The sequence below is a fragment of the Marinobacter sp. genome, from assembly GCF_041595835.1.
Taxonomy (GTDB): domain Bacteria; phylum Pseudomonadota; class Gammaproteobacteria; order Pseudomonadales; family Oleiphilaceae; genus Marinobacter.
This window is the reverse complement of the sequence record NZ_JBFHJO010000035.1, coordinates 1-15,303: the sequence shown is the minus strand read 5'-3', so window position 1 is coordinate 15,303 and position 15,303 is coordinate 1. Positions and strand designations below refer to the sequence as shown.

Annotated in this window: 14 protein-coding genes; 9 read left to right on the top strand and 5 right to left on the bottom strand. The window is 52.7% G+C overall.

Annotated features, from left to right (window positions below):
* Genes ABYA77_RS11240 through murB form a run of 4 tightly spaced genes read left to right on the top strand, consistent with a single transcriptional unit; the run spans position 1 to position 2,500 of the window.
* Positions 1 to 189 carry a Trm112 family protein gene (locus ABYA77_RS11240; protein WP_372966065.1) on the top strand — a complete coding sequence of 63 codons (189 nt, stop codon included), beginning with the start codon at positions 1 to 3 and terminating at the stop codon, positions 187 to 189.
* Between the two features lie 25 nt (positions 190 to 214).
* Positions 215 to 1,000, top strand: a complete 786-nt coding sequence (kdsB, locus tag ABYA77_RS11235; protein WP_372966064.1) for a 3-deoxy-manno-octulosonate cytidylyltransferase — start codon at positions 215 to 217, stop codon at positions 998 to 1,000.
* On the top strand, positions 993 to 1,472 hold the full coding sequence (locus tag ABYA77_RS11230; RefSeq protein ID WP_372966063.1) for a low molecular weight protein-tyrosine-phosphatase: 480 nt from the start codon (positions 993 to 995) through the stop codon (positions 1,470 to 1,472). The genes kdsB and ABYA77_RS11230 overlap by 8 nt, the downstream gene beginning before the upstream one ends.
* Entirely contained in the window at positions 1,469 to 2,500 is a 1,032-nt protein-coding gene (gene murB / locus ABYA77_RS11225) for a UDP-N-acetylmuramate dehydrogenase (RefSeq protein WP_372966062.1), read from the top strand. The genes ABYA77_RS11230 and murB overlap by 4 nt, the downstream gene beginning before the upstream one ends.
* 59 nt (positions 2,501 to 2,559) lie before the next feature.
* On the opposite strand, the gene ABYA77_RS11220 is transcribed toward murB, so the two are convergent.
* The gene (locus tag ABYA77_RS11220; RefSeq protein ID WP_372966061.1) at positions 2,560 to 4,293 is read right to left on the bottom strand and encodes a proline--tRNA ligase; all 1,734 of its coding nucleotides are present in this window, start codon (positions 4,291 to 4,293) and stop codon (positions 2,560 to 2,562) included.
* Positions 4,294 to 4,418: 125 nt separating this feature from the next.
* Between ABYA77_RS11220 and ABYA77_RS11215 the strand changes: the two genes are divergently transcribed.
* Complete coding sequence (locus tag ABYA77_RS11215; RefSeq protein WP_372966060.1) at positions 4,419 to 5,042, top strand: TetR/AcrR family transcriptional regulator; 624 nt, start codon at positions 4,419 to 4,421, stop codon at positions 5,040 to 5,042.
* Here the strand turns inward: ABYA77_RS11215 and ABYA77_RS11210 are convergent.
* Positions 5,030 to 5,527 carry an Lrp/AsnC family transcriptional regulator gene (locus tag ABYA77_RS11210; protein ID WP_372966059.1) on the bottom strand — a complete coding sequence of 166 codons (498 nt, stop codon included), beginning with the start codon at positions 5,525 to 5,527 and terminating at the stop codon, positions 5,030 to 5,032. The genes ABYA77_RS11215 and ABYA77_RS11210 overlap by 13 nt on opposite strands.
* A 137-nt stretch (positions 5,528 to 5,664) precedes the next feature.
* Here ABYA77_RS11210 and leuA point away from each other — a divergent pair, with 137 nt between their 5' ends.
* On the top strand, positions 5,665 to 7,362 hold the full coding sequence (gene leuA, locus ABYA77_RS11205) for a 2-isopropylmalate synthase (protein WP_372966058.1): 1,698 nt from the start codon (positions 5,665 to 5,667) through the stop codon (positions 7,360 to 7,362).
* A gap of 84 nt (positions 7,363 to 7,446) precedes the next feature.
* On the opposite strand, the gene ABYA77_RS11200 is transcribed toward leuA, so the two are convergent.
* The 3 genes from ABYA77_RS11200 to xseA all read right to left on the bottom strand — a co-directional run bounded on the left by ABYA77_RS11200 (position 7,447) and on the right by xseA (position 11,314).
* Positions 7,447 to 7,656: a cold-shock protein gene (locus ABYA77_RS11200; RefSeq protein ID WP_372966057.1), complete on the bottom strand. Its 210-nt coding sequence runs from the start codon at positions 7,654 to 7,656 to the stop codon at positions 7,447 to 7,449.
* A 314-nt stretch (positions 7,657 to 7,970) separates the two neighbouring features.
* On the bottom strand, positions 7,971 to 9,845 hold the full coding sequence (locus ABYA77_RS11195; RefSeq protein WP_372966056.1) for a propionyl-CoA synthetase: 1,875 nt from the start codon (positions 9,843 to 9,845) through the stop codon (positions 7,971 to 7,973).
* Between the two features lie 113 nt (positions 9,846 to 9,958).
* Entirely contained in the window at positions 9,959 to 11,314 is a 1,356-nt protein-coding gene (gene xseA, locus ABYA77_RS11190; RefSeq protein WP_372966055.1) for an exodeoxyribonuclease VII large subunit, read from the bottom strand.
* Positions 11,315 to 11,529: 215 nt separating this feature from the next.
* Between xseA and guaB the strand changes: the two genes are divergently transcribed.
* The 3 genes from guaB to ABYA77_RS11175 all read left to right on the top strand — a co-directional run.
* Entirely contained in the window at positions 11,530 to 12,993 is a 1,464-nt protein-coding gene (guaB, locus tag ABYA77_RS11185) for an IMP dehydrogenase (protein WP_372966054.1), read from the top strand.
* 65 nt (positions 12,994 to 13,058) lie between these two features.
* Complete coding sequence (guaA, locus tag ABYA77_RS11180; RefSeq protein WP_372966053.1) at positions 13,059 to 14,636, top strand: glutamine-hydrolyzing GMP synthase; 1,578 nt, start codon at positions 13,059 to 13,061, stop codon at positions 14,634 to 14,636.
* A gap of 334 nt (positions 14,637 to 14,970) precedes the next feature.
* The coding region (locus tag ABYA77_RS11175) for an AraC family ligand binding domain-containing protein (protein WP_372966052.1) at positions 14,971 to 15,303 on the top strand (333 nt) is incomplete at its 3' end.

Below are 15,303 nucleotides of genomic sequence, written 5' to 3'. Positions count from 1 at the left end.
ATGGATAAAAAATTGTTGTCTATGCTGGCTTGCCCGGTGTGCAAAGGTGAATTGAAGTTAAACGAGGCTCGCACTGAACTTCTGTGCTATCAGGATGCAATGGCCTTTCCTATTCGCGAGGGAATTCCAGTTATGCTGGCTGTTGAGGCTCGCACCCTGAGTACTGACGAGCGTTTGGACAAGCACTGAGTTAACCAAAAGCAGGATTGTCTGTATGTCTTTTACTGTCGTGATTCCCGCCCGTTATGCCTCCAGCCGACTGCCGGGTAAACCGCTGGCAATGATTGCCGGTAAGCCGATGATTCAGCATGTATGTGAGCGGGCTCAGGAAAGTCGCGCAGCTCGTGTGGTGGTTGCTACCGATGACGTCCGTATCGAAGATGCCTGCCGGGCTTTCGGAGCAGAGGTGGTCATGACATCGCCAAATCACGCCAGTGGTACTGACCGCCTGGAAGAGGTTGCCAGAAAACTGGGTCTGGAAGCAGACCATCGGGTGGTTAATGTTCAGGGCGATGAACCTATGCTGCCGCCAGCTTTGATTAATCAGGTTGCGGACAATCTGGAGTTCCACCCGGAAGCGGCTATATCAACCCTGTGCGAACGTATCCACGACTCTCACCAGGTGTTTAATCCGAATGTGGTGAAAGTGGTGTTTGATGCCCGGGGAATGGCTCATTATTTTAGCCGTGCTCCCATTCCTTGGGCTAGGGATCTTTGGCCACAAAATGCCGCATCAACGGAGGCCGATTTGCCAGATGGAGTAGGGTATTTCCGCCATATTGGCATTTATGGTTACCGAACCAGTGTTCTGAGCGAATTTGTCAGCTGGGCTCCAGCGCCAATCGAGCAGGTTGAAGCGCTCGAGCAACTAAGAGCGTTGTATAACGGTGCCCGTATTCACGTAGATATTGCCGGGCGCCCACCGGCACCCGGTGTAGATACAGAAGAAGATTTGGCCCGGGTAAGGGGCCTGATGGAAGCAGGAGGGTTCAATGCCTGATCCGGTCAGTGTGCTGTTTGTATGCCTGGGAAATATTTGCCGTTCGCCCAGTGCGGAAGGCGTGTTTCGCCATCTTGTTGAAAAGCAGGGGTTGTCGGCAAAGCTACACATCGATTCCTGCGGTACGGCTAACTGGCATAAGGGCAAAGCGCCGGATGCCCGGGCTATTGCTGCCGCGGAGCGCAGAAATATCGATATCAGCGGTTTGCAGGCCAGACAGTTGCAAGCTGAAGATCTTGACAGATTTGATTATGTTTTAGTGATGGACCGTTCGAATCTGGCGGATGTAAGGGATATCTGGCACCAGAATGGTGGTACCGAACCTCGCTTGTTTTTAGAGTTTGGCAAGTCTGGTCAGGCTGAAGTGCCGGACCCATACTATGGCGGTCAGGACGGATTTGAGCGGGTTCTGGATTTGATTCATGAGGCCAGCGAAGGTCTTCTGGAAGACATACGGGAGCGGTTGGGTTGAGTTTTGCGCTGGAGATCCGTAACCAGGTTGATCTGAAAGGCCTGAACACTATGGCGGTAGATGCAACGGCCCGACAGTTTGCGGATATTGAAAGTGCTGGTCAGCTTAAACAGGCTCTTGAAGCCGCCAGAGCACAACAACTGGAAACGCTGGTACTGGGTAGCGGCAGTAACCTGATTTTTGCCGGTGATTTTGACGGGCTTGTACTGCATATGTCATTGCGTGGCAGAAGCTGGGAGCAGGTGCAGGATAACGCTGCGGTGCTGGTACTGGCGGCTGGTGAGAATTGGCACGATGCCGTACTGTATGCTGCGCGTTCAGGCTACCGGGGCATTGAGAATCTGGCCTTGATTCCCGGCACGGCCGGAGCCGCGCCGGTTCAGAACATTGGTGCTTATGGTGTGGAGCTCTGCGATACCCTACAGAGCGTGACGGCACTGGATTGCGATTCCATGGCGGTGATAACCCTGGCTGCTGAAGATTGCCAGTTTGCTTATCGGGACAGTCTGTTCAAACGCAATCCCGGTCGATATATCATCCTGGAAATTCGCTTGCGCCTATCCCGTTCAGCTCCCCTGAAACTCGATTACCGGGATCTTCAGGATTATCTAAGTGATTGCGACGCGGCAGAGCTGACAGCACTGAATGTGGCTGAGGCTGTGATGGCGGTGCGTCGAAGAAAGCTTCCAGATCCCGAAACCCTGCCAAATACCGGAAGTTTTTTCAAGAATCCAGTGATCAGCCAGTTGCAGTTTGATGATTTGCAGAAAAAGTTTCCTGAGATGGTGTTTTACCCGATGGCTGACGGTGTAAAGCTGGCAGCCGCATGGTTAATCGACCAGGCTGGCTGGAAAGGGTTTCGCAATTCACGGGTTGGAATCCATAACCGTCAGGCCCTGGTCCTGGTCAATCACTCGGGTGGTTCGGGTGAAGATGTGCTGGCATTGGCAGAGGATGTGCGTGGGTCGGTAAAGGAAAAGTTTGGTGTAGAACTGGAAATAGAACCAGGCGTTGTCGGAACCTGTTAATTACCGGTAATAGGTTCCGGGCAGGCCCGCCATGGTGTGCCTGCCCGGAATTTTTCAGTTTACAGGCCTGCTTTCGTGGAGGCTTTCATCAGCACAGTGAGTGCGTCTTCTACAGCAATATCCTGCTTTTCTTCATCTCGGCGGCCTTTGTATTCTAGGGTGCCGGCTTTTAAGCCCCGTTCGGAAACAACAAACCGGTGCGGAATACCGATCAGTTCCATGTCCGCAAACTTGACGCCCGGGCGCTCGTTACGATCGTCCAGCAACACGTCATAGCCAGCCTCACGCAGCTCGTTGTAGAGCTTTTCGCCAGCCTCAGCAACCACGGGTGTTTTGTGGGCGTTGAGCATCACAATTGCAACCTGGAAGGGAGCAATGGCGTCTGGCCAGATAATGCCTTTATCGTCATGATTCTGTTCGATGGATGAAGCGACAATCCTGGAAACACCGATACCGTAGCAGCCCATTTCCATGATCACGGCTTTGCCGTTCTCATCGAGCACTGTAGCGTTCAACGCCTGACTGTACTTGTTGCCTAGCTTGAAGATATGACCAACCTCAATGCCGCGGCGAATTTCCAGGGTTCCATTGCCGTCGGGGCTTGGGTCGCCCTCAACCACGTTGCGAAGATCTTCCACGCGGCCCAGCGGAACGTCACGTTCCCAGTTCACGCCGGTCAGGTGGTAGTCATCTTTGTTGGCACCGCACACGAAGTCAGCCAGGTGGGCGGCACTGCGATCGACAATCACGGTAACCGGCAGGTTAACCGGGCCGATGGAGCCAGGCTTGCAGCCGATGGCCTGTTCGATTTCTTCATCGGTTGCCATGGCCAGGGGCTCGGCAATGCCGGGCAGGTTTTCCGCCTTGATTTCGTTCAGAGTGTGGTCGCCACGCAGAATCAGAGCAACCAGACCAGATTCGCCGTTTTCATCGGCCTCAGCTTTAACCAGCAGGGTTTTTACGCTGCGTTCAGCAGGTATGTCCAGAAACTGGGAAATTGCTTCGATGGTTTTCTGGCCTGGCGTGTGAACTTCCTTCATGTCCTCAGTGGCAGCAGGGCGGTCACCGGCAGGAGCTACAGCTTCTGCTTTCTCGATGTTTGCGGCGTAATCACCGCCGGTGCTGAACACAATGGCATCTTCGCCAGACGATGCCAGTACGTGGAATTCATGGGAAGAGCTGCCACCGATAGAGCCCGAATCAGCCTGTACCGGACGGTAGTCCAATCCGAGGCGATCAAAGATATTGCAGTAAGTCTGGTGCATGACCCGATAGGTTTCATCCAGAGATTCGGCATTGATGTGGAAGGAGTATGCGTCCTTCATGATAAATTCCCGTGCGCGCATAACACCGAAACGGGGGCGGCGTTCATCCCGGAATTTCGTCTGGATCTGATAGAAGTTAGCTGGCAGTTCTTTATAGCTTTTCAGCTCATTACGGATAACGTCTGTGATCACTTCTTCGTGGGTAGGCCCAACGCAGAATTCACGGCCATGACGGTCATGAATGCGCAGAAGTTCGCCACCATATTGCTCCCAGCGACCGGACTCCTGCCATAGCTCTGCCGGCTGAACCGAAGGCATCAGGACTTCCTGGGCGCCGCTTTTGTCCATTTCTTCCCGGACAATCTGCTCTACTTTGCGCAGAGTACGCAGGCCCAATGGTAGCCAGGTATATAGGCCTGCGGCCAGTTTTCGGATCATGCCCGCTCTCAGCATCAGCTGATGGCTGATAATTTCCGCATCTGCAGGGGTCTCTTTCTGGGTGGCAATCAGGTAACGGCTAGCTCGCATTGTGTCTTCCGCTTTATTGAAAAGTGGGGGTTAGACTAATTGGCAGGGGCTCAGAGCTTTAATCTGCCTTTCATTGTCTTAAAGTGAGCGTTATTGTACGGAGCCTGCCCCATAAGGTACAGATGATGACGGATGAATCTATCGACGTAACTCCGCGCCGGAGGCCGCTTCAGGCACGTAGCCGGGAGCGGGTAGACACAATCCTCCGACATGCCGCCGCTATTTTTCATGAAAACGGCGTAGATGGCACCAGTATGTCTGCCATCGCCCGGCAGTCTGGCATGTCGCTGGCGTCTCTTTATCGCTATTTTCCGAATAAGCCGGCAATCGTTCATGCGTTGGCGGAAGGCCATGTCCAGAAAATGGAAGAGGCTCTCAGGGAAAAGTTGCCAGAGCTGACTCTGTCTGAAGCTGTTGATGTGTTGATTGATCAGTTTTATGACTTCTACCGCACAGAACCTGCTTACTCTGCTATCTGGAGTGGTGTGGAAGCTATGCCGGAATTGAGGGAGCTGGATCTTAGAGAGTTATACAGCAATGCCCGGGATCTGGATGCTCGCCTGGCGGAGGAATATCCCGAGTTGCCTGAAGAACGACGTTGGACGGCCAGCCTGGTACTCCTGCGTTCTGCGGGCTCTATCCTCCGGCTGGCGGCAACGTTGCCAGAGCTCCAGGGCGGGCAGCTGGTGGCTGAATTTAAATGTATGGTGCGAGCCTACCTTTCAGAGCTGATTCGTCAGGAAAGATAACCCAGGGGCAGGGCTGTGCTGTCGATGACCCGGCGCAATACAAAGCTGGAATGGACACCGCTGACCCCTTGAATCCGGGTGATCCGGTTCAGCAGAAAATCGTGATAATGGTCCATGTCCGGCACCACCACCTTCAACATGTAATCTGCACTCTGTCCTGTTATCAGGTAGCACTCCTGTACTTCCGGAAACTCTGATATTTGTTCTTCGAACGCGGAAAATCGTTCAGGTGTGTGACGATCCATGCCGATCAGAATAATTGCCGTCAAGGATAGGCCCAGTCTCTTGTGATCAAGAATGGTTACTGTTCTTACGATAATCCCGGCTTCTTCCAATGACCGCACTCGCCGCAAGCAGGGTGAGGGTGATAAACCGACTTTTTCTGCCAGTTGCTGATTGGTGAGTGACCCGTCCTTCTGCAATTGTTCAAGGATTTTTCGGTCAGTTCTGTCAATTTTAACTAAAGAACTTTCGTTGTTAGGCATAATATTTCAAGAATAATTTGTTGGCGGCAATAATATTCTTCTAATGTAGATAAATAGTGTTCAATTGGCAATCAAATGGCGTAGTAGGCCGGGTAAACTTGCTTTATCCCCCAGATCAGTGAAAGGAATTGTCAGTTATGGCGTTTGATCATCGTAAATATGCCGCCTTCAAGCCAATAGCCAAGAAGAACCGTCGCTGGCCCGACCAGATTATCGAAAAAGCACCCACCTGGTGCGCGGTAGATTTGCGTGATGGCAATCAATCACTGATCAAGCCGATGTCTGTTGCGCAGAAGCAGCGTTTGTTTGATTTACTGGTGAAGCTGGGCTTCAAGGAAATTGAAGTAGGTTTCCCGGCAGCGAGCCAGCCTGACTTTGATTTTTGCCGAAAGCTCATTGAGGAAAACCGGATCCCTGAGGATGTGAAAATCCAGGTGCTTACCCAGGCCCGTCCAGAGTTGATTGAACGCACGTATCAAGCTTTGAAGGGGGCAAAGCAGGCCATCGTTCATGTGTATAACTCCACTTCTACGGTCCAGCGCGAACAGGTGTTTGGTCTGGATCGGGATGGCATTCGTGATATTGCATTGCGTGGTGCGACGATTGTTAAGGAGTTTGCCAGTCGTTACCCGGAAACAGACTGGACGTTCCAGTATTCTCCAGAGAGTTTTACAGGCACCGAACTGGACTTCGCTGCAGAGGTTATCGATGCGGTGACTGGGGTGTGGCGACCAGATCAAGGGCAGCCTGTGATCATCAACCTACCGGCTACGGTGGAAATGGCAACGCCTAATGTGTTTGCCGACCAGGTTGAGTGGGTCTGCGAAAACATTCGTTACCGGGAGTTCCTCAGCATCAGCGTGCATACCCATAATGATCGGGGATGTGGTGTGGCTGCCGCTGAGCTGGCAGTGATGGCCGGAGCAGACCGTGTGGAAGGCACGTTGATGGGGAATGGTGAGCGGACTGGCAATATGGACCTTGTCACTATGGCCATGAACTTATACTCCCAGGGAGTTGATCCGGAATTGAATTTATCTGGCATGGCAGAGATCACCGAAGTGGTGGAAGCCTGTACTGAAATTTCCACTCATCCACGACATCCTTATGCGGGAGAATTAGTCTTCACGGCTTTCTCTGGCAGCCATCAGGATGCGATTCGTAAGTGTTTGGCGCGTCGTCAGGAAGGGGATGCCTGGAATGTCGCCTATCTGCCCATTGATCCGTCCGATTTGGGGCGGCGTTATGAGGAAGTGGTTCGGATCAACAGTCAATCCGGGAAAGGCGGCGTTGCATACGTGTTAGAACGTGATTATGGCATCAGTTTGCCGCGCTGGTTGCAGATTGAGTTCAGCAAGGTGGTGCAGCAGGAAGCAGAGGCTAATGGCGGTGAGATCAACCCGGCGACGATTCACCGTTTGTTTGAACAACGTTACCTGAAGGTTTCCAGTGATTGGGCATTGCGCTCGTATGACCTCCATCGGGATGAAGAGGGCGTAAAAGCCGACGTGGTTATAGGTTCTGGCGATGCGACGGTCACGTTGGAAGGACGCGGATTTGGTGCAGTTGAAGCTGTCTCTGATGCGCTGACCCGTCGATTCGGTGTCGTTATTGCGATAGAGGCTTATGATGAATTCGCGCTGGGTGAGGGCACAAAAGCGAATGCTCTGGCCTGTATTCGCCTGAGCGCTAACGGTAAGCATTGCAGCGCTGCTGCATTGGCCGAAGATACCACCTCAGCTACCCTGCAGGCGCTTTTCTCTGCCGTTGCCCAACAGACGGGGGCCGAAATGCAAGAGGTAGTAGCCAGGGGGTCGGCGGCAACTATGACTTAATTTCAACCAAAGCAGCCGGCAACGAGCGCCGGCTGCTTTGGTCCGTCAGCCCGTGAGGGGCATCAGGCTCTCAACATAAGCCGCTTACAGTGGCGTTACGTTTTCGGCCTGAGGGCCTTTCGGTCCTTGGGTTACGGTAAACTGCACCTGCTGACCTTCAGTCAGAGTGCGGAAACCTCCTGAGTTGATTGCACTGTAGTGAACGAAAACGTCAGTGCCGCCTTCCTGCTCAATAAAGCCAAAGCCTTTGGCTTCGTTGAACCACTTAACCTGGCCAGTTTTTGTATCAGACATTGATCTTTCCTGTACGTACTAAAAGTTTGCCCTCACGGGACCATTCTTGTGCTGTGTAATTCTGAGGGTTCTGAAGAACGAGGCAACGAAAAGCCGGGGCAGGACGTTGGAACATATTCGCCAAATACCGCTGCAAACCTACACAGCAATTTTCAGTATAGACTGACTTTTCGGCGCGTCAATTGTTTTTTATGCCGTTGGATTTACTTTAATTTCTATAATAAACAATAGGTTATCGTTATTTTTGAACGAGAGTCAGCCCCCGGAGGACGTTGCCCGCGGGAGCTGTCTGGTGTTAACCGGTCAGGCCATATTCAGCGTCCGAACATTTCGCTGATTTCATCCAGAATGGCTGGGTCGTCTATGGTGCTTGGAACGCTGTACTCTTCATGGTCAGCAATCTGGCGGATAACCCGGCGGAGAATCTTGCCCGAACGGGTTTTGGGTAAACGCTCAACCACCATCGCGCGCTTGAAGCAGGCGATTGCTCCGATTTTTTCTCTCACCATTTCGACGAGCTCATCTTCGAGTTCGTCCGGGTCGATGGTTGCGCCATCTTTTATCAATACAAGTCCGATCGGGACCTGACCTTTCAGGTCGTCGTGGGCCCCCACAACACAGCATTCAGCAATGGCGGGGTGGGAAGCGACAACTTCTTCCATTTCACCGGTAGATAACCGGTGTCCGGCAACGTTGATGACGTCATCGGTGCGGCCCATAACGAAGACGTAACCATCGTCGTCAATAAAGCCGCCATCGCCAGAGCTGTAGAAGCCGGGTATGGGTTTTAGGTAGCTGTTCAGGAAGCGTTCATCGTCACCCCAAACGGTCATCAGACAGCCTGGTGGTAATGGAAGTTTGACCGCGATCTGGCCTTGTTCACCGGCAGGCACCTGAGACCCGTCGATATTCACGACCTGCACGTTAAAACCGGGTGACGGCATGGTGGCGGAGCCCGGCTTAGTCATCATCATTTCAATGCCAGCCGGGTTACAGCAGATAGCCCAGCCTGTTTCTGTCTGCCACCAGTGATCCAGTACGGGAAGCCCGGTGTGTTCTTTTAGCCACTCATAGGTGGGGGGGTCAAGGCGTTCACCTGCAAGGAAAATGCGTTTTAACGAAGAAACGTCATAACGGCTGAGCTGATCTGCTTCCGGATCTTCTTTACGCACTGCGCGGAAGGCCGTGGGTGCCGTAAACAGGATGTCGACTTTGTGATCTTGTACGACTCGCCAGAAGGCGCCGGCATCGGGTGTTTTGATGGGTTTACCTTCATACAGGACGGTTGTGCAGCCGGTAAAAAGTGGGGCGTAAACAATATAGCTGTGGCCAACCACCCATCCGACGTCAGATGCAGCCCAGAAAACGTCCCCGGGTTTGGCGTCATAAACCAGACTCATGCTGTACTTCAGCGCAACAGCGTGACCACCATTGTCCCGGACTACGCCCTTTGGCTTGCCTGTGGTGCCAGAGGTGTAAAGAATGTAAAGAGGGTCGGTAGATTTTACGGCTACCGGGTCTGCCGGAGTAGCGTTCGCTGTGATGTCTTCCCAGTCGAAATCTCGGCCGTCCTGCATGGATGCCTGTACCTGTGGCCTTTGGTATACCACGCAGAGATCCGGTTTATGGCTGGATTGTTCAATGGCTTTGTCGACCAAAGGTTTATATTCAATGGTGTTACTGACTTCAATTCCACAGGAGGCTGTGATCAGGGCCTTTGGGGTGGCATCCTCGATTCGCACGGCTAATTCATGAGCTGCAAAACCGCCAAAAACCACAGAGTGGATGGCACCGAGCCGTGCGCACGCCAGCATGGCAATGGCAGCCTGTGGAATCATTGGCATGTAAATGATGACCCGGTCGCCTTTTTCAACACCTCTCTCTCGCAGAGCGCCGGCGAACTGTGCTACTTCGTCTTTCAGTTCGTTGTAGGTGAATGTCTGCTGGGTGCTGGTAACGGGTGAGTCGTAGATCAGGGCGGTCTGGTCGCCTCGGCCGGCGCGGATATTGGCATCGAGGGCTATGTCGCTGGTGTTCAGGGTGCCATCAGGAAACCATTCGCCGTGACCATTATCCAGCGGCTGCCAAATCGTTTCCGGGGGGGTGATCCAGGCGATGTTTTGTGCTTGCTCACGCCAGAAATCATCCCGGTTATCAATGGAACGACGAAATTCGGAGTTGTAGCTCATATGCTCCACCTCAGTTGAGTTGTTTTTGTTTTATGGTTGTTGCTGTCAACTGTAGGAGTTTTGGAGGCCGGAGCTAGTAGACAATAGGCGTAGTTATCCGTTTTTCGAGGATGTTAGTTGGATGTGGAGCCAATGCCCGTTACCCTGGCGGAAATACTTCCCTGGCCTAGCTGAGCCTGGATAACCTGGCCTGGTGATAGCTGGGTGGCGTTGCGAATTATTCCGCCTTTTTCATCCTTTACAATGGCATAACCCCGCCCCAATGTGGCAAGCGGGCTGACAACATTGAGAGTCTGTGCGTGGAACTGCAGCTTTTCTCGCTGTTGTCTCAGATGTTGTTGAATGGCCAGTTGCATTCGTTCACGTAATCGTGCGACCTGTTCCTCAGTACTGGCGATTGACTTGCCGGGAGACTGCGTGGCCAGTCGAAGTGTGAGGTGGTCGGCCTTCAGGCGCTGCTGATCCAGCTTTTGCCGCATGGCCTTGTTCAAACGCATGTCCAGTTCGTCCATACGCTGGGCTTTGTCTTGCAGTTCCCGGCGTGGATCTCGTAATCGGGCGCTCAAGTGTCTGAGCTGATTTTCCAGCCGTTGTAGCAGGCGTAACGCTGACAGCCTCAGGCGGCCCTGTTGCTCCCCCAGGCGGCGTTGCCAATCCTGTTGGTCCGGTGAGATCTTTTCTGCGGCAGCGGATGGAGTTGGTGCTCGCAGGTCGGCTACGAAATCTGCGATGGTCACATCGACTTCATGGCCGACAGCACTCACCGTAGGTATGTGACACCTGGCAATTGCCCGGGCTACAGCTTCCTCATTGAAGCACCAGAGATCTTCCAGAGAACCACCACCCCGGCCGATAATCAATACGTCGGCTACGTTGTGTTGTTGCGCCCGTTCAATGGCATTCACAATATCGTTGGTGGCAGCTTTGCCTTGCACTGCTGTGGGGTACAGGGTGACCGGAATAGCGGGGCAGCGCCGGGCCAGAACGGTCAGGATGTCGTGTATGGCGGCACCAGTCGGTGATGTGATAACACCAATGTGCCTGGGCATTGCGGGTAGCTGCTTCTTTTGGGCAGAGTCAAACAGACCTTCAGCCTGGAGCTTGATCTTAAGAGCCTCGAACGCCTGTTGCAGTGGCCCAAGGCCGGCTGGTTCCAGGTGTTCCACAATAATCTGAAAGTCGCCGCGGTTCTCGTATAGGGTAACCTTGCCCCGAATGCGTATCTGATCGCCGTCACGGGGCAGTGTACGAATGTGTTGGTTGGCACCCCTGAACATGGCGCAGCGGATCTGACATTTCTGATCTTTCAGCGAGAAGTACCAGTGCCCGGATGACGGTCTCGACAACCCCGAAATCTCCCCTTCAACCCAGACTTGCATAAAGCTTGTTTCCAGCAGGCGCCGGGCCTGATGGTTAAGCTCGCTGACACTCAATGCACGTGGGCGGGAGTCTGGGTAGGACGATGACAAAGGGTGGGCTCCGTGATTTTTATACGCAATAGCCGAGAAGGTGACGGGTAAAAATAGCGGAAATTCAGAAAGATGCAACCTGACGGTAAGAACCCCGTGGTTTACTGTGTTCTGTCACCACTTTATAATAGGTCGATTAAGGTTTTGCTTTGTTACGCCGCCGCGAGCGTAACAATAGGAACTCCCAACTTAGCATGTTCAAAAGGCGGACCCAAATGCTGCGTATTGCCGAAGAAGCCCTCACGTTTGACGACGTTCTGCTTGTGCCCGGATATTCCGAAGTTCTTCCACATCAAGTTGACCTGAAAACTCAACTGACCAAAGGCATCACTCTTAATATTCCTTTGGTTTCTGCTGCGATGGATACGGTTACTGATGCTGAACTGGCAATCGCTATGGCTCAGGAAGGCGGCATCGGCATCATGCATAAAAACATGACGGTAGACCAGCAGGCCGCGGAAGTCCGCAAGGTAAAAAAACATGAAAGTGGTGTGGTTAAAGATCCGATTACCGTTACGCCGGACACCACCGTACGCGAGCTGGTTGATATCACCATGGCCAACAAGATTTCCGGATTGCCGGTTGTTGATGGTGATGATTTGGTAGGTATTGTTACCGGGCGAGATATCCGCTTTGAAAGCCGTATGGATACTCCGGTGCGTAATATCATGACCACAAAAGAAAATCTGGTCACGGTTAAAGAAGGCGCCAACCTCGAAGAGGTTAAGGAACTTTTGCACCGGCACCGTATTGAAAAAGTACTCGTGGTCAATGACAGCTTCGAGCTGCGCGGTCTGATTACCGTTAAAGACATCCAGAAAGCCAAAGATTATCCTCTGGCCTGTAAAGATGAACACGGTCGCCTGCGTGTTGGCGCCGCAGTCGGCACTGGTGGCGATACCGAAGCCCGTATCGATGCATTGGTTGAAGCGGGTGTAGACGTTCTCGTTGTTGATACTGCCCACGGCCATTCACGTGGCGTTATTGATCGCGTTCGTTGGGTCAAGGAAACCTACCCGCAGGTTCAAGTGATTGGGGGCAATATTGCTACTGCAGCCGCTGCTCTGGCGTTAGCTGACGCAGGCGCTGATGCTGTGAAGGTGGGTATTGGCCCGGGTTCTATCTGCACCACTCGTATTGTTGCCGGCATTGGCGTACCTCAGATTTCAGCAGTATCCAATGTTGCTGATGCCCTGAAAGACCGGGGCGTGCCTGTTATTGCTGATGGCGGTGTGCGTTTCTCCGGTGACATTGCTAAAGCGGTTGTCGCCGGTGCCCACTGTGTCATGGTTGGTAGTCTGTTGGCAGGAACTGATGAAGCTCCTGGTGAAGTTGAGCTGTTCCAGGGCCGTAGCTACAAGGCTTATCGTGGCATGGGTTCCCTGGGTGCGATGGGGCAGGGTTCAAGCGACCGTTATTTCCAGGATGCGTCTAAAGGTGTTGAAAAGCTGGTTCCGGAAGGTATTGAAGGTCGGGTGGCTTGCAAAGGACCGATGCGCAATATTATTCATCAGCTAATTGGCGGTTTACGTGCCTCTATGGGCTACACCGGTAGCGCCGATATCTCTGAAATGCGCACCAAACCAGAATTTGTCCGGATTACAAATGCTGGAATGCGCGAAAGCCACGTACACGATGTGACTATTACTAAAGAAGCACCCAATTACCGCATCAGTTAATTTTTGTTTGATCTGACACGGCCCGGTTTCCGGGTCGTGTTTTTTCTTTACAGCCCGAGGACTCCATGGCTCAGAATATCCACGACCACCGCATCCTGATTCTTGATTTCGGTTCCCAATACACTCAGCTCATTGCCCGCCGTGTGCGGGAAATCGGTGTGTACTGCGAGATCAGAGCCTTTGATATGACTGAAGCGGAACTCAAAGAGTTCAACCCCAAAGGCGTCATTCTGGCCGGAGGCCCGGAATCTGTTACAGAGCTTGGCGGCCCTCGTGCACCGGAAGCTCTGTTCGATATGGGGATCCCGGTCCTGGGTATCTGCTATGGCATGCAGACGATGGCTGAGCAGCTTGGCGGGCGTGTTGCAAGTTCCGAGAAGCGAGAATTCGGTTATGCGCAGGTCAGGGTTCGTGCGCAAGGCCCTTTGCTGGACGATATCACTGACCACCTGACCCCCGCTGGCGACTCCCTGCTGGATGTGTGGATGAGTCACGGCGACAAGGTAGTAGCCATGCCGGAAGGCTTTGAGCTGCTGGCCTCCACTGAAAGTGCGCCGATTGCGGCTATGCAGGATCTGAGTCGCAACCTCTATGGTGTTCAGTTCCACCCGGAAGTAACTCACACGTTGCAGGGTAAACGGATTCTGGAGCACTTTATCCTGAATGTGTGTGGCTGCGAAGCGTTGTGGACGCCCGCAAAAATCGTTGATGATGCAGTTCGTCAGATTCGCGAGCAGGTGGGTAGCGACAAGGTTCTGCTGGGGCTTTCTGGTGGCGTGGACTCTTCTGTTACCGCGGCGTTGCTGCACAAAGCCATTGGTGATCAGCTGACCTGTGTGTTCGTTGATAATGGCCTGCTGCGCCTGAACGAAGGCGACCAGGTAATGGACATGTTTGGCAGCAACATGGGCGTGAAAGTGATTCGCGCCGATGCGGAAGAATTATTCCTGTCAAAACTGAAGGGCGTTAGCGATCCTGAGCAAAAGCGTAAAGTGATCGGCAACACCTTTATCGAGGTTTTTGATGAAGAAGCGGCCAAAATCAAAGATGTTAACTGGCTGGCCCAGGGTACGATCTATCCTGATGTGATTGAATCAGCCGCGTCTAAGACCGGCAAAGCTCACGTGATCAAGTCCCACCACAACGTTGGTGGTTTGCCTGAAACCATGAAGATGAAACTGGTTGAGCCATTGCGTGAATTGTTCAAGGACGAAGTGCGCCGCATTGGTCTTGAACTGGGGCTGCCGTACGATATGGTTTACCGTCATCCGTTCCCGGGGCCTGGCCTGGGTGTGCGGATTCTGGGTGAAGTTAAAAAAGAATATGCTGATATTCTTCGTCATGCCGATGCTATCTTCCTGGAAGAGTTGCATCGCGCTGATTTGTATCACAAAACCAGTCAGGCTTTTGCTGTGTTCCTGCCAGTGAAATCCGTCGGGGTGGTCGGTGATGCTCGTCGTTATGAGTGGGTTGTAGCATTGCGTGCTGTTGAAACCATTGATTTCATGACAGCTCGTTGGGCGCACTTGCCTTATGATCTGCTTGAAACAGTTTCCAACCGGATCATCAATGAAATCGGCGGTATTTCCCGCGTGACTTACGATGTGTCCAGTAAGCCGCCGGCGACCATTGAGTGGGAATGATCCCGCGACAGGTGTTTTCTGGCACTGACTGGTAGTTAGTTAAAAAGCCCATGTTTTTATGGGCTTTTTTTGTTTTCGCAATTCCATTTTTTTCAAAATACTCCTTTGCAGCGTTTACGGCATTTTCAACGATAGGTTTATGCCAGCCGGAAGAGACAATCGAGATCTTTTGTAGATTGTCTAAAAACAAAGTGTCTGGCGTTTTATCGGAAACAGGCTGACTCATAAATTTCTCGTTACAAGTTGAGTTTAATCTTTGTGTGCATCACCTGAGTCATAATGCTACGATCCGCTGAAGTCCGTCTAACGACCAAAGGGCATCTGTCATTGAATTATGGACATCTCAGGGCATTTGCCATCCAGCGATAGCCTGGCTGCAGCGGCAAGCGGTGTATCGACCCTCGCCCTGGATCTCAACGATGGTATCGATATCGACGTGCACCATCATCGGCAGGCGCAGGTGCTGCTCTCCACCCAAGGGGTGTTGATGGTCACCACTCAGGGTGGCTGCTGGATAGTGCCGAGTAACTATGCGTTGTGGATACCGCCCGGAGTTCGGCACCGCACCAGAACGCTGGGTGCCGTCAGCATCAAAAGCCTTTACCTTGGCGAGCGCACGATTAGCCTGGGCAGCGATTGTGTGGTGCTAGAGATAACACCGTTAACC

Excerpts from the sequence above, each read along its gene's own strand:
- ABYA77_RS11220 (WP_372966061.1), bottom strand. The coding sequence starts at position 4,293 with ATGCGAGCTAGCCGTTACCTGATTGCCACCCAGAAAGAGACCCCTGCA.
- guaB (WP_372966054.1), top strand. The coding sequence starts at position 11,530 with ATGCTGCGTATTGCCGAAGAAGCCCTCACGTTTGACGACGTTCTGCTT.
- guaA (WP_372966053.1), top strand. The coding sequence starts at position 13,059 with ATGGCTCAGAATATCCACGACCACCGCATCCTGATTCTTGATTTCGGT.
- leuA (WP_372966058.1), top strand. The coding sequence starts at position 5,665 with ATGGCGTTTGATCATCGTAAATATGCCGCCTTCAAGCCAATAGCCAAG.
- ABYA77_RS11200 (WP_372966057.1), bottom strand. The coding sequence starts at position 7,656 with ATGTCTGATACAAAAACTGGCCAGGTTAAGTGGTTCAACGAAGCCAAA.
- ABYA77_RS11230 (WP_372966063.1), top strand. The coding sequence starts at position 993 with ATGCCTGATCCGGTCAGTGTGCTGTTTGTATGCCTGGGAAATATTTGC.
- ABYA77_RS11215 (WP_372966060.1), top strand. The coding sequence starts at position 4,419 with ATGACGGATGAATCTATCGACGTAACTCCGCGCCGGAGGCCGCTTCAG.
- kdsB (WP_372966064.1), top strand. The coding sequence starts at position 215 with ATGTCTTTTACTGTCGTGATTCCCGCCCGTTATGCCTCCAGCCGACTG.
- ABYA77_RS11195 (WP_372966056.1), bottom strand. The coding sequence starts at position 9,845 with ATGAGCTACAACTCCGAATTTCGTCGTTCCATTGATAACCGGGATGAT.
- ABYA77_RS11210 (WP_372966059.1), bottom strand. The coding sequence starts at position 5,527 with ATGCCTAACAACGAAAGTTCTTTAGTTAAAATTGACAGAACTGACCGA.
- ABYA77_RS11240 (WP_372966065.1), top strand. The coding sequence starts at position 1 with ATGGATAAAAAATTGTTGTCTATGCTGGCTTGCCCGGTGTGCAAAGGT.